The organism is Halarchaeum nitratireducens, from assembly GCF_017874695.1.
Taxonomy (GTDB): Archaea; Halobacteriota; Halobacteria; order Halobacteriales; family Halobacteriaceae; genus Halarchaeum; species Halarchaeum nitratireducens.
The window spans coordinates 400,121-412,790 of sequence record NZ_JAGIKY010000001.1 but is presented as its reverse complement, the minus strand read 5'-3'; the positions used below and the strand labels follow the sequence as shown (position 1 = coordinate 412,790).

The window sequence follows — 12,670 nt, the reverse complement described above, 5'->3', positions numbered from 1 at the left end:
AGATGTCCACGTCTTCGCTTCGAACGCTCGGACTCGCACGCCTCTCAGCCGGCGGTGCGGCCGTCTGGGGCGCTATCGCGCTCCTCCTCCTCGTCGCCTTCGCGGTGGAGCCTGGGCTGTTCGTGGATCAGTTCGTCGGCGGCCTCGTCTACGGGATGACCCTCGTCCTCATCGCCCTCGGACTCTCCATCATCCTCGGACTGCTCGGCATCGTGAACTTCGCGCACGGCGCGCTGTTCATGCTCGGCGCGTACTTCACGTACCAGCTCATGGCGCTCTGGGGCCTATCGTTCTGGATCGCGCTCGTCGTCGCGCCCCTACTGGTCGGCCTCGTCGGCGTGGCGATGGAGCGACTGGTCCTCCAGTGGCTCTACGACGAACCGCCGCTCGCCGGCCTGCTCGCCGCCTTCGGCCTCGCGCTGATGATCCAGGAGGCGACCCGCGCGATCTGGGGCGATACGCCCCTCTCGGTCGTCACGCCGGCCGTCCTCGCGCAGAGCGCCGACCTCGCCGTCACGACCGTCGCGCGCGTCCGCCTGTTCAGCGTCGTCGTGGCCGCGCTCGTGATCCTCGCCGTCTACCTCCTCATCGAGCGCACTGACTTCGGGCTCTCCGTCCGCGCGGGCGTCCAAGACCGCGAAATGGCGGGCTTCCTCGGTATCGACATGCCGCGTCGCTTCGTCCTCATGTTCTTCCTCGGCGCCGTCATCGCCGGCATCGGGGGCGTCCTCCAGGGCACCGCTGTCGGCATGAACCCGACCATGGGACAGCAGTACATCATCATCACGTTCGTCGTGGTGGTCGTCGGCGGCATCGGCAGCCTCTTCGGGAGCGTCGTCGCCGGCCTCCTCATCGGCGAAGCCGTCTTCCTGACGCCTCTCGTCCTCCGATCGCTCGCGGACGTCACGGGGATCGGCGCGCTCGCCGTCCCCGGCATCGGCGGGCTGGTCCCGTACCTCGTGATGATCCTCGTGCTGCTCGTCCGCCCGCGCGGGCTCTACGGTCAGGAGGGGTTCATGGAATGAGCCGAGACTCCACCGCCGGCGTCCTCGAACGCGTCGGTGCGATCGACCTCGGCGTCTGGCAGGTCCCGCTGGGTCTCCTCGCGGTCGCCGTCCTCCTCCGTCCGGTCGTCTCGCACGACCTCATGCTCGGCTACCCGCAGGTGGCGAGCTCCTTCCTCATCTGGATGATCATCGTCGCGTCGTTCAATCTCCTCATGGGGTACACGGGGCTGATCTCCTTCGGGCACGCGATGTTCATGGGGATCGGGACGTACTCGGTCGCCATCGCCCTCTCCAGTCTCGCGGTGCCGTTCCTGCTCGCCGCGCCGCTCGGCATCCTGTTCTCCGCGGGCGTCGCCTACCTCATCGGCCGCCTCATCGCGCACAAGGGCGAGATCTACTTCGCCATGCTGACGCTCGCGTTCGCCAAATCCGCGCACTTCGTGGCGAACTACAACCCCGGTGGCCTGACCGGCGGGACGACCGGCCTCGCCGACGGGACGACGCCGGCGTGGATCGAGACGTCGCGGGGATTCACGTACGTCGTACTCGGCGGGTTCCGGATCGACTGGTACTGGGCGGTCGCCGCCGTCTTCGTCGTCGGACTGCTGTTGTTGTGGCAGCTCGTTCGCTCGCCGTTCGGTCGGACGCTCGTCGCCGTCCGAGAGAACGAGGCGCTCGCGCGCTCGATGGGCGTGAACGTCCGCCGCTACAAGGTGTGGGCGTTCACGTTCGCGGCCGCGTTCGCCGCGCTCGGTGGCGTCCTCCTCGAGATCAACAATCAGGGCGCCACGCTCTCCGAACTCTCCATCGTCACCAGCGGGAACATCATCATCATGGCCGTGCTCGGGGGGGCGAACTACTTCTTCGGTCCGCTCGCCGGCGTGTTCGTCTGGATGTTCGTCGAGGAGTACCTCACGGACTTCCACACGCTCGTCCTCCCGCTCACCGAGGTGCCGCTCCTCCGGATCGAACTGACGGGCGTCCTCGCCTACTGGCAGTTCTTCCTCGGCCTCCTGTTCGTCGTCGCGGTCCTCGTCTCGCCGCGCGAGGGCGTCCTCGGACTGGCGAAGGCGACGGTCGCGCGTCTCTCGGCCCGAATCCGGGGTGAGAGCGAATGAGCGACGACGTCGACCCGCGCTCGGCCGCCCTCGGGACCGAGGGGTTGAGCAAGCACTTCGGCGGCATCGTCGCCGTCGACGAGGTCGACCTCGCCGTCCCCGCCGGGGAGCTCCGCGCCATCATCGGCCCGAACGGCGCGGGGAAGACGACGCTGTTCAACGTCGTCACGCACGCGCTGGCGCCGACGTCGGGATCCGTGTACCTCGGCGGCGAGGACATAACGGACGTCCCGCAGGAGCGTCGCCCCCACCTCGGACTCGCGCGCTCCTTCCAGAGCAACGAACTGTTCGCCGAACTCAGCGTGCTGGAGAACGTCCGCGTCATCGCCCAGACGGCAGCGGCCGGGACGTTCTCCTTCTCTCTCCTCGGCGACGGGCGTTCCGTTCGCGCGGAGGCGGCCCGCGACATCCTGGCTCGCGTCGGCCTGAGCGAGCACGCCGCGACGGAGGCGACGAACCTCTCCCACGGCGACCAGCGTCGCCTCGGCATCGCGATGGCCGTCGCGACCGAGCCGTCGGTGTTACTCCTCGACGAGCCGACGAGCGGGATGGGCCCCGGCGAGAGCCGCGAGACGGTCGAGCTCGTCCAGTCGCTGCAGGACGACCTCGGACTGACGGTACTCATGATCGAACACGACATGGAGATCGTGCTGTCGGTGAGCGACCGCATCACGGTGTTGAACCGCGGCTCCGTCCTCGCCACGGGCACGCCGGACGAGATTCAGGGCGACGACGACGTACAGGACGCCTATCTCGGCGGCGTCCGGGAGGAACTATGAGCCTCCTCGAAGTCCGCGACCTCGATGCCGGCTACGAGACCGGACAGGTCCTCTTCGGCGTGGATCTCGACGTCGAGCGCGACGAGGTCGTCTCCCTGCTCGGGCGCAACGGGGCGGGGAAGACGACGACGATGCGCTCCATCGTCGGGGCGGACGAGCCGACCGTTCGCGGGGGCTCCATCACGTTCGACGGCCACGACCTGCTCGCCACGGAGGCTCACGATATCCCGCGTCTCGGGCTCTCGCTCGTCCCCGAAGCCCGTCGCTGCTTCGGCGACCTCACGGTCACGGAGAACATCCGATTGGCGGCGCATCACGCCACGAACCCGCGCGACGTCGCGGCGATGTTCGAGCGCTTCCCGGAACTCGACGACATGCGCGATCGGCCGGCGAGGCACATGAGCGGCGGCGAACAGCAGATGCTCGCCATCGCGCGCAGCCTCGTGACGAACCCCCAGATGATCCTGCTCGACGAGCCCTGTGAGGGCCTCGCGCCCTACATCGTGCGCCGCATCGAGGACATCATCCACGAGATCAGCGAGAACGAGGGCGTCACGATCCTGCTCGTCGAGCAGAACGTCGCGGTCGCGCTCGCCACGGCCGACCGGCACTACCTCATCGACGAGGGCCACATCGTGGACGAGGTGACGACGGAACGCCTCCGCGAGGACGAAACGCTCCGTCAGCGCTACCTCGGCGTCTAGCACCGCTTTTCGACTCGATTCCCGTCGGTCCCGCGTTCCGACGCTCCCCCGCCCGAGCGCGAGCGAGCGCCCGCAGTCGAGACCGGTGACTTAGCGGGACGCGTCGTGACGTGGATCGCCCCGATCGATATCTATCGGACTGAGTAGAACGAGAAGCAATCAGAAAGCACTACATAGCAGAAATCCACGAAAACGATTTATCTGGCCCCGATTTACTTCCTCTGCTTGGGATTATCGCGTACCGTTCGACGCCTGAATACGATCTAAAAACGATCGACTTATCTATAACCCTGGTATCATATAAGCGAAAAACAATTTTATCCGTGCCGATAGGACCTCTCGACGGTGGGCCGTCGAACGACGCCTCGTCGTCTCCCGACTCGACAGCGCGCGGCCGGGTGGACGTCGGGCGGGCCCGAATCCGCCGTGCGGCCACCGACGAAACCGACCGGTCGGAGCCGTTCACCGTCGCTCGCACACCCGTCGGGTGCGAATCGGTAACACCTTGCCCCTTCCTCTCACCTTTTAACCGATTGGTCCATATGGTCAGAGTACGATGTCGAACGACTTATCCATCGACGCGGAGTGGGACAAGCTCTATATCGACGGCGAGTGGACGGATAGCGAGAGCGGCGAGACGATCCCCAACGAGGATCCCTCGACGCGCGAGGTCTTCACCGAAGTCGCCGCCGCGACCGAATCGGACGTCGATGCGGCGTACGAGGCCGCCGCGGCCGCCCAAGAGGAGTGGGCTGAGGCGCCGCCCGCACAGCGACAGGCGGCCGTCGAGCAGCTCGACGAGGCCATTCACCAACACAGCGACGAGATCATCGAACTCCTCGCCCACGAGGTCGGCGGATCGGCGATCATGGGCGAGACCTCGATACACATCGCGGCCGACCACGCGGGCGAGGCCGCGACGCTGCCCCGCCGGATGAAGGGCGAACACGCCACCTCCAACATCCCCGGGAAGGAGAACCTCGTACAGCGCGAGCCGAAGGGCGTCGTTACCGTCATCTCACCGTGGAACTTCCCGCTGAACCTCTCGATGCGCGCCGTCGCGCCCGCCATCGCCGCCGGGAACGGCGTCGTCCTCAAACCCTCGACCGAGTCGCCGATCACCGGCGGCCTCCTCTTCGCCAAGCTCCTGGAGGAGACGGACGTCCCCGACGGCCTCGTCAACGTCGTCACGGGACGCGGCTCCGATATCGGCGACCACATCGCCTCCCACCCGGAGAGCGACGTCGTCTCCTTCACCGGGAGCACGGAAGTCGGCCAGCACGTCGCCGGTCTCGCCGGCGAGAACCTCGCCGTACCCGCCATGGAACTCGGTGGCAACAACGCGTTCGTCGTCACCGACGACGCCGACCTCGACCGCGCCCTCGACGGCGCCACGTTCGGCTCGTTCGTCCACCAGGGACAGGTCTGCATCTCGATCAACCGCCACATCGTTCACGAGGACGTCTACGACGAGTACGTCGAGCGTCTCACGGAACGCGCCGAATCCCTCCCGCTCGGGAGCGCGCACGACGACGACACCATCGTCGGTCCCATCGTCAACGAGAGCCAGCGCGATCAGATGATGGGGTACGTCGAGCGGACCGTCGAGGCCGGTGCGACGCTCGAAACCGGCGGCGAGATCGCCGACCTCGAAGGAGTCGATGACTCCCTCGTCGTGAAGCCCACCGTCCTCTCAAACGTCACGAACGACATGGCGGCCGCGTGCAACGAACACTTCGGCCCCATCGCCCCCGTCATCCCCTTCAGCGACGTCGACGAGGCCGTCGAACTCGCCAACGACACCGAGTACGGTCTCTCCGGCGCCGTCCACTCCGGCGACCTCGAAGTCGCAAAGGACATCGCCGACCGCATGGAGACCGGGAACGTCCACATCAACGACCAGCCGATCAACGACGAGGCCCACGTCCCCTTCAGCGGCATCGGCGCCTCCGGGGTCGGGACGTACAACAGCGACGCCTTCCTCCACGAGATCACCGAGACGAAGTGGATCTCCATCCAGCACGACGCGCGCGACTACCCCTTCTAACGGACTCTTTTACCGAGCGGGGTCGCCACTGGCGACCCGCTCACTGTACACACCTCCACTAAAAACCCCGAGCGGCGAAGCCGCTCGGTGTGGTTCGGGTGCGCGGTTGATCGCCCCGTGCCGCCGGCCGCACCCGCCGCCGCTTCAGTAGCCCGTGGCGAGATAGGTGTGGACGCCCTGCGGCTCTTCGAGTTCGTCGACGAGCGCGACCGCGAAGTCTTCCATCGAGATGTAGCTCTCGCCCTCCTCGTCGGTGACGAGTTCTCCCTCGGCGGTGCGGTAGTCGCCGGTTCGCTCGCCGGGTTCGATGAGCGCCGCGGGCGCGAGATACGTCCAGTCGAGGTCGTCGGCCTCTCGGAGGATGTCGAGCGCGTCGATGGCGGCGCTCGCCACCGGCTTCCACTCCTCGGGGAACTCCGGCGTCTCGATGAGCGGCGTGCCGTCGCCGGCGTCGAGGCCGCCCGCGCCGCCCGTCCAGACGAGTCGCGTGACGCCGGCGCGGCGCGCCCCGTCGACGGCGGCGCGCATCATCCCCGAGAGGATCGCCGGGTCCTCGTCGTCGCTCGGACCGAGCGTCGACGCGATCGCGTCGTGGCCCGTCGCGAGCTTCGCGACGTCGTCGGCGTCGGTCGCGTCACCGGCGACCGCCACGAAGTCCTGCCCTTCGATGTCGTCGATCTCACCGCTCCGCGAGACGCCGGTCACGCGGTGTCCGCGCGACAGGAGTTCGTCCGCGACTCGGTGGCCGATACGTCCGCTCGCGCCGAGGAGGAGCACGTCCATCTCGGCTGATTCCTCCACGTCCGAGCCTATAGCGTTTCGCCAAACGGCTGACGTCGCGGGTTTCCGCGCCCCCGATGAGACGGCCTCCTCAACGGTCCGCGGTCGGGTTCGCCGGTCGCTCAGAACCCGCCGCGGTTGATGACTTCGTCGAGCGGCTTTCGCCCCTTCGGGACCTCCTGCTCGCGGAGGTCCTCCGGGAGCGACTCCGGCGGCGCGCGCTCGCCGATGGCGATCATCGCCTCGACGTCGTACGACGACGGTGCGTCCAGTTCCGCCGCCGCCGCTTCGTGATCGAAGCCACCCATCGGGTGGACGACGAGTCCGCGACGCGCCCCTTCGAGCGCGAGGTTCTCCCACGCCGCGCCCGCGTCGAAACTGTGCGACTGGAGGGATCTGTCCTTCTCGTCCGTCGTCTCGGAGAAGAGGACGGCGAGCACCGCAGCGTTGGCCGCCCACGAGCGGTTGAACTCGTTGAGGAGGCCGGCGAACGTCTCCCACGCCTCGTCCTCGCGCGCGGCGTACGCGAACCGCCACGGCTGGCTGTTGCGCGACGACGGCGCCCAGCGCGCCGGACATCCCACGGCATCGTCCGTGACGGGCGCGTCGACGGCGCTCTCGTGACGACGGGGGTGTGGCGACGAAGTCGCAACGACGGGATATATACGCGTGGCCGCGAAAATATCGGCGTAATGACGCGCCCTCCACGGCTATCGAGACCGTCCGCCGCACGGGACGACGCCGGCGGTGATCGCCGATGAGCTCGCGAGACCCCGATCCGTTCACGATCGAGAGCGACGTCGAGCGCTGGCAGGTGGTCGCCGGTGCGCTCGCGGCCGTCGTGCTCGGGATCCTCTACTTCCCGAGCGTTCACGGCGCGCTCTACGGCCTCCTCGTCGGGACGCCCGCCCTGCTCCAGTGGGGGGCCGTCGCGCTCGTCCTCGGTGCGGTCGGCTACCGCCGGCGGAGTCGCCCGCTCGTGATGGCCGCGATCGCGGTCTTCGTCGTCCTCGGCCTCTTCGCGGGGCCGATCGTCGGCGGCATCTACGCCCACGAGGACGTCGCGGCGAGCATGAGCGAGGACGCGACGCAGCTCGACACGCTGCCGAACACCTCCGCGGAGAACGTCCGGATGCTCCCGCGGAGCGTCGCGGACAACTACGCCCAGTCCTCGATGCAGTACCCGCAGTACCGCCTCACCGGTTCGGACATCGCGTATCGGAACGGCACCTACGAGTGGTCGTACGGCATCGTCCCCGACGCCTTCCTCGTCTCCGTCCTCGGGAATCAGCGCGGCACGATGTACGTGAACATGACGACGACGGACAAGGACATCGAGACGGAGGATACGCGCTTCGAGAACGGGCGCGGCCAGCTCTTCTTCGACTCCTATCGGTACCAGAGCGTCCTTGACGCGCCGCTCGAACGACACGACTGGGAGACGACGTTCAACGCCCGCGCGAACGGGACGAGCTACATCGCCCACTCGACGACGACGTACGAGTGGAAGGTCCGGCTCTTCCCGCTCCCGCAGCTCTACGCCGTCCCCCAGTTCGGCGGCGTCGAGGTGATGCGCCCGGACGGCTCGATCAGCCACCTCACGCCCGCGGAGGCCGACGCGTCGGCGCTCCTCGACGGACAGAACGTCTATCCCTACTCGCTGTCGACCTACCGCGTCCGGTCGATGCAGTACGTCCACGGCCCGCTCAACAAGTGGTTCTGGAAGGAGGACGTCCTCCGGATCGCGGAGCTCCCCGAGGGCGGGAACGAGTGGCCGCTCGTCGTCCCGACGGACACGCAGAACGGCCTGACGTACTTCGTGGCGACCGAACCGACGGGTAGCGGAAACGGCGTCTACCAGATCTGGACGTTCGACGGGCAGACCGGCGCGGCGGGCGTCCAGCAGTACGACGACGCCCAGATCGGCCCGCAGCGCGCGATCGACTTCGTCTCGCGTAACCCCGAGGTGAACCGCCTCTCGAACGCGCAAGCGGTCTCGCCGATCCCGATCGTGAAGGACGACGCCCTCTACTGGCACGTGAAGGTCGTCCCGCGCAGCGACTCCGGGGTCACGTACACGGCGTTCGTGAACGCCGGGACCGGAACCGTGACGATCCTCGAAGGCGACGCGCCGGTCTACGCCTTCATGACGCGTGCGGAAGTCGCGGCGATCGAGAACGAGACGGACGGCTCGGGGCCGGCGGCGAGCGACACGACCGTCCGCGTCGTCGTCACGGACGCGAACGGCACGATCACCGGGACGCAGAACGTCACCGTCCCAGAGGGCGGCGACGTGCAGGTGACCGTCGAGAACGAGGCCGACGGGAACGCGAGCGCCGGCGGAAACGCGACGGCCTGACGCTCCCCGGAGCGGTCGACCGGTCGCCTCTCCGCTCCCCCGTTGGAACATACCAACCGAACCGATATATACGGACGCGCGCCACCCGATACGTATGCGCGAGTTCGCCTTCACCGTCACCTACGAACGGGGTGCGGACGAACTGATGGACGTCTTCATCGACCACCCGGATCTCTCCTCGCGGACGGTCTCCTGTCACGCCACCGCCGAGTCGATGTGGCGGGTCGACGAAGTGACCGGTCCGGAGGAGGCGCTCGCGGCGTACGACGCGGTGCTCGCCGGTCTGACCCGCTGTTCGAACCTCCGCGGGATGGGCGGGTGCACGCTCGACTGGCGCTACGAGGTGTTGGAGGAGACCCCGACGAGTCGGCTCATCTACTCCCAGCAGTCCGAGGGGCCCGGCTGTCGCTCCATCCCCTACCTCGTCGCGGACCACCTCGGCGACGGCGTGCTCATCCACGCCGAACAGCACGGAAACGAGTACGTCTGGCGCGTCCTCGCCGCCGACGACGCCGCGCTCAGCGCGGTGTACGACGAACTCGAACGCCACCTTCGCGAGGGGCTCTCCATCGACTTCGACCACGTCGAGCGCGCGACGAACTGGTCGAAACACGGCGTCGACGACGTCGGGCTCTCCCCGAAGCAGCGCGCGGCGCTCGAACTCGCCGTCGAACACGGCTACTACGAGCAACCGCGACGTCACTCCCTCCAAGAGATCGCGCAACTGGTCGACATCCCCACTTCCACCCTCCAGTACCGTCTCACCAGCGCCGAGCGCCACGTCGTCGAATCGTTCATCGACGACGCCCGCTTCGACCCCGCCTCGACCGCTTCCGCGGCCTCGCAGTAGCGCCGCCGACCGCCCCGACGATCCGCGCTGTGTCCCGTTCCTCGTCTCTCTCTCACTCGGCGTTCCCCGATTCTCGTCGCTCGCGTCTCGTCCTCGTGGCTCCGCGCCCTTCGCCCGCGCGTACCGTGATCGCCGACGCGCCGTGCCGCCCGCTGTACCGCCCCGGCGGCGGTGCCGTCTCCCGATTCGCGGCGACGCTCGCCGGCGTCGGCCCGGAGTTGGAACATACCGAACGAGGCCATATCTCCCTCCCCCCGCAAGCAGCACTCGTTCATGGCAGACGACACCGACGCATCGAAAGCTGGCGTATCGCGGCGGAGCTACCTGAAGGCGGGCGCGGCCGGCCTCGCGTCGCTCTCGTTCGCTTCGGGGGCCGCCGCGGGACGGGAAGCGGAGGCGGCCGGCACCGCGAACGCCGGCGGCGCGACGTTGATCAGGGACGGGACGGTCGTCACCGTCGACCCCGACCACGGCGTCTACGACACCGCGGACGTCCTCGTGCGCGGCGGGGAGATCCGGCGGATCGAGCCGAACATCGCCGCACCCGGCGCGGACGTCATCGACGCGAGCGGCGCCATCGTCGTTCCCGGGTTCGTCAACGCCCACCTCCACACGTGGGAGTCCGGCGTCCGCGGCGTCGCGGGCAACTGGACCTTCATGGAGTACCTGGAGAAGATGCTGGGCAACATCAGCAGCCACTACCGCCCGGAGGACGCCTACCTCGGCAACCTCTTCGGCGCGGTCCAGCAGCTCAACGCCGGGACGACGACGATCCTCGACTGGTTCCACATCGCCAACACGCCCGACCACACCGACCGCGCCATCGACGGCCTGCAGGACGCCGGCGTCCGCGCGCTGTTCACCCACGGCCCGCCCGGCGACAACAGCGCGAAGTGGTGGGAGAACAGCTCCGTCCCGCACCCCGACGACATCCGGCGGCTCGCCCGCGAGCGCTTCCCGAGCGACGACGGTCTGCTCACGCTCGCCATGGGGGCGCGCGGTCCGGATTACTCCACCGACGAGGTCACGCGTCACGACATCGAACTCGCGCGCGAACTCGGCATCCCGGTGTCCATACACATCGGATCGCTCGGCCCGGGCGGCGTGGCGACACTCGACGATCTCGACCTCCTCGGGAGCGACCTCAACTACGTCCACGCGAACCGCCTCACCGACGAGGAGTTCCGCCTCATGGGCGCCTCCGGTGGCTCCATCTCGACGACCGCGGAGGTCGAACTCCAGATGGGGATGGGGATGCCCGCCATCGGTGACGCCGTCGACGCCGGTGCGACGCCCTCCGTCGGCGTCGACATCGTCTCGAACGTCAGCGACGACCTCTTCACGCAGCTCCGGACGGCCGTCCAGGTCGAGCGCGGCCTGCGCAATCAGCCCGCCGTCGAGCGCGGCGAGCAGATTCAGGACGTCACGCCGACGGCGCACCGCGCGCTGGAGTACGCGACGATCGAGGGCGCGCGTGCGCTCGGTCTCGCCGACCGCATCGGATCGCTGACGCCCGGCAAGCGCGCCGACATCACCATCATCGACGGCGAGGACCTCAACACCGCCCCGGTGCACGACCCCGTCGAGACCGTCGTCTTCCAGGCCGGCGTCGAGAACGTCGACACCGTCCTCGTCGACGGGACCGTCGTCAAGCGCAACGGCCTCGTCCACAACGCGACCGCGCAGAACCACCTCGACCGCCTCGAACAGTCCGGCCGCCGCATCCTCCGCGAAGCCGGCCTCTGAAGGGTACGCGCTCGCTCTCACCGCCGCCCACGGGAGCGCTTTCGCCCCGGCCTTCGCGGTCGTTCTCGCTCTCGTCTTCGCGATCACTCCCGGATCTCGCCCTCGCGGCCGCGCTCTCCCTCGACTACCTTTGCGCTGCCGCCGTTCGCGGCCGGCTCCTCTCGTCGTCCCGGGTCCGTTCAGCTCTCGTACTCGTGGAGCGGCCGGCGTTCGATCCGCGCCCGCAGGTCGCCCAGCGACGGGCTGGCGTCGTCGGCGAACTGCGCGCAGACGGCCGCGACCTCGGCGTGCGTGATCTTCACGTTCCCCTCGGTGACGACGTCCGCGGGGCGCGCTTTGAGCTCGCGTAGCGTCCCCACCGCGAGCAGGTAGGGGATCGCCCACGCCGCGATGGTGTTTCCACGCGTCTCCGGCATCGCGTCGAGCCACGTCTTCGCGCCGTCGAGGTAGCCCTCGGCGTGCTCGACGACGCGCCCGATAACGGACGCGACCGCGGCGCTCTGCCCGGGGTCGGCGAGCGCTCCCGGGGTGACGCCGTGCGCGTCGAGCAGCTCCGTGGGGAGGTACACGTTGTTCTCGTCCTCGAAGTCGCGTGCGGCGTCCTTCGCCACGTTGACCAGCTGGAGGACCATCGCGAACGCCGTCGCGTTCTCCTCCAGCGGTGCCCGCGTCGCCCGCGTCGCGCCGCGCGAGACGAGGCCCGTGACGAGCTCCCCGACCGTCCCGGCGGCGTACCAGCAGTACTCCTCCAGCTCGTCGAGCGTCCGGATGCGGAGACCGCCCGCGTCGGCGTACCGCTCGACGAACATGGCCATCCCCTCGGTGAGTTCGCGGACCGCCGGTCGGATCGTCTCCCGGGACGCCGGTTCGAGGTCGCGGAAGACGCCGACGATCCGGGCCGCGTTCGCCACGACCGTCCAATCCGCGTCCGGCTCGTCCGGAACCCACTCGTCGACCGCCTCCCGGAACGCGTCGACACCGGTGTCGTCGTCGGGGTCGAGCGCTCTGCTGTACAGTTCGAGGAGTCGCGCCTGCGCCGCCGGGGGGACGTGGGTCGCGTCCTCGACGGTGTCGGCGACGCGACAGAGCAGATAGCCGACACAGATCTCGCGCGCCATCGGCTCGTCGAGCTCCTCGATCGTCAGGCTGAACGTACGCGATACGCCGTGCACGGCATCGTAACACCACGCGACGTCGTCCGCGAGCGACCGATTGGGGCGGTTCGGCGGCATTCGATCCTACACAGACGCCGTCCGAAGAAAAATGAGCGGGGTCTGCAC

10 protein-coding genes and 1 pseudogene are annotated in these 12,670 nt (G+C 68.5%); 8 read left to right on the top strand and 3 right to left on the bottom strand.

Annotation, left to right across the window (positions count from 1 at the left end; all coding sequences use genetic code 11):
- Positions 1 to 2: 2 nt before the first annotated feature.
- The 5 genes from J2754_RS01885 to J2754_RS01865 all read left to right on the top strand — a co-directional run bounded on the left by J2754_RS01885 (position 3) and on the right by J2754_RS01865 (position 5,655).
- Entirely contained in the window at positions 3 to 1,025 is a 1,023-nt protein-coding gene (locus tag J2754_RS01885; protein ID WP_188876938.1) for a branched-chain amino acid ABC transporter permease, read from the top strand.
- Positions 1,022 to 2,125: a branched-chain amino acid ABC transporter permease gene (locus tag J2754_RS01880; protein WP_188876939.1), complete on the top strand. Its 1,104-nt coding sequence runs from the start codon at positions 1,022 to 1,024 to the stop codon at positions 2,123 to 2,125. Before J2754_RS01885 ends, J2754_RS01880 begins: the two co-directional genes overlap by 4 nt.
- Positions 2,122 to 2,904: an ABC transporter ATP-binding protein gene (locus J2754_RS01875; protein WP_188876940.1), complete on the top strand. Its 783-nt coding sequence runs from the start codon at positions 2,122 to 2,124 to the stop codon at positions 2,902 to 2,904. Before J2754_RS01880 ends, J2754_RS01875 begins: the two co-directional genes overlap by 4 nt.
- Positions 2,901 to 3,608, top strand: coding sequence for an ABC transporter ATP-binding protein (locus tag J2754_RS01870; RefSeq protein WP_188876941.1), 708 nt, complete (start codon positions 2,901 to 2,903; stop codon positions 3,606 to 3,608). The genes J2754_RS01875 and J2754_RS01870 overlap by 4 nt, the downstream gene beginning before the upstream one ends.
- A gap of 556 nt (positions 3,609 to 4,164) precedes the next feature.
- Positions 4,165 to 5,655 carry an aldehyde dehydrogenase family protein gene (locus tag J2754_RS01865; RefSeq protein ID WP_188876942.1) on the top strand — a complete coding sequence of 497 codons (1,491 nt, stop codon included), beginning with the start codon at positions 4,165 to 4,167 and terminating at the stop codon, positions 5,653 to 5,655.
- 144 nt (positions 5,656 to 5,799) lie between these two features.
- On the opposite strand, the gene J2754_RS01860 is transcribed toward J2754_RS01865, so the two are convergent.
- Both J2754_RS01860 and J2754_RS01855 read right to left on the bottom strand, forming a co-directional pair.
- Positions 5,800 to 6,438: an NAD(P)-dependent oxidoreductase gene (locus J2754_RS01860; protein ID WP_188877348.1), complete on the bottom strand. Its 639-nt coding sequence runs from the start codon at positions 6,436 to 6,438 to the stop codon at positions 5,800 to 5,802.
- Between the two features lie 119 nt (positions 6,439 to 6,557).
- Positions 6,558 to 7,007: pseudogene (locus tag J2754_RS01855) on the bottom strand (nitroreductase family protein); the annotation flags it as partial.
- Positions 7,008 to 7,192: 185 nt separating this feature from the next.
- On the opposite strand from J2754_RS01855, the gene J2754_RS01850 reads away from it, so the two are divergent.
- From J2754_RS01850 to J2754_RS01840, 3 genes are all read left to right on the top strand, one after another.
- The gene (locus J2754_RS01850; protein ID WP_211086527.1) at positions 7,193 to 8,794 is read left to right on the top strand and encodes a hypothetical protein; all 1,602 of its coding nucleotides are present in this window, start codon (positions 7,193 to 7,195) and stop codon (positions 8,792 to 8,794) included.
- Between the two features lie 94 nt (positions 8,795 to 8,888).
- The gene (locus tag J2754_RS01845) at positions 8,889 to 9,644 is read left to right on the top strand and encodes a helix-turn-helix domain-containing protein (protein ID WP_211086526.1); all 756 of its coding nucleotides are present in this window, start codon (positions 8,889 to 8,891) and stop codon (positions 9,642 to 9,644) included.
- Between the two features lie 273 nt (positions 9,645 to 9,917).
- Complete coding sequence (locus J2754_RS01840) at positions 9,918 to 11,390, top strand: amidohydrolase family protein (protein WP_211086525.1); 1,473 nt, start codon at positions 9,918 to 9,920, stop codon at positions 11,388 to 11,390.
- 179 nt (positions 11,391 to 11,569) lie between these two features.
- Here the strand turns inward: J2754_RS01840 and J2754_RS01835 are convergent, their stop codons facing one another.
- Positions 11,570 to 12,622 (bottom strand): phytoene/squalene synthase family protein, encoded by a 1,053-nt coding sequence (locus J2754_RS01835; RefSeq protein WP_211086524.1) that lies wholly within the window; start codon positions 12,620 to 12,622, stop codon positions 11,570 to 11,572.
- Positions 12,623 to 12,670 lie beyond the last annotated feature (48 nt).

What these genes read in the sequence shown, in the direction of transcription:
- J2754_RS01860 (WP_188877348.1), bottom strand. Translation starts at nt 6,438, where the DNA reads ATGGACGTGCTCCTCCTCGGCGCGAGCGGACGTATCGGCCACCGAGTC.
- J2754_RS01870 (WP_188876941.1), top strand. Translation starts at nt 2,901, where the DNA reads ATGAGCCTCCTCGAAGTCCGCGACCTCGATGCCGGCTACGAGACCGGA.
- J2754_RS01885 (WP_188876938.1), top strand. Translation starts at nt 3, where the DNA reads ATGTCCACGTCTTCGCTTCGAACGCTCGGACTCGCACGCCTCTCAGCC.
- J2754_RS01835 (WP_211086524.1), bottom strand. Translation starts at nt 12,622, where the DNA reads ATGCCGCCGAACCGCCCCAATCGGTCGCTCGCGGACGACGTCGCGTGG.
- J2754_RS01845 (WP_211086526.1), top strand. Translation starts at nt 8,889, where the DNA reads ATGCGCGAGTTCGCCTTCACCGTCACCTACGAACGGGGTGCGGACGAA.
- J2754_RS01875 (WP_188876940.1), top strand. Translation starts at nt 2,122, where the DNA reads ATGAGCGACGACGTCGACCCGCGCTCGGCCGCCCTCGGGACCGAGGGG.
- J2754_RS01850 (WP_211086527.1), top strand. Translation starts at nt 7,193, where the DNA reads ATGAGCTCGCGAGACCCCGATCCGTTCACGATCGAGAGCGACGTCGAG.
- J2754_RS01865 (WP_188876942.1), top strand. Translation starts at nt 4,165, where the DNA reads ATGTCGAACGACTTATCCATCGACGCGGAGTGGGACAAGCTCTATATC.
- J2754_RS01880 (WP_188876939.1), top strand. Translation starts at nt 1,022, where the DNA reads ATGAGCCGAGACTCCACCGCCGGCGTCCTCGAACGCGTCGGTGCGATC.
- J2754_RS01840 (WP_211086525.1), top strand. Translation starts at nt 9,918, where the DNA reads ATGGCAGACGACACCGACGCATCGAAAGCTGGCGTATCGCGGCGGAGC.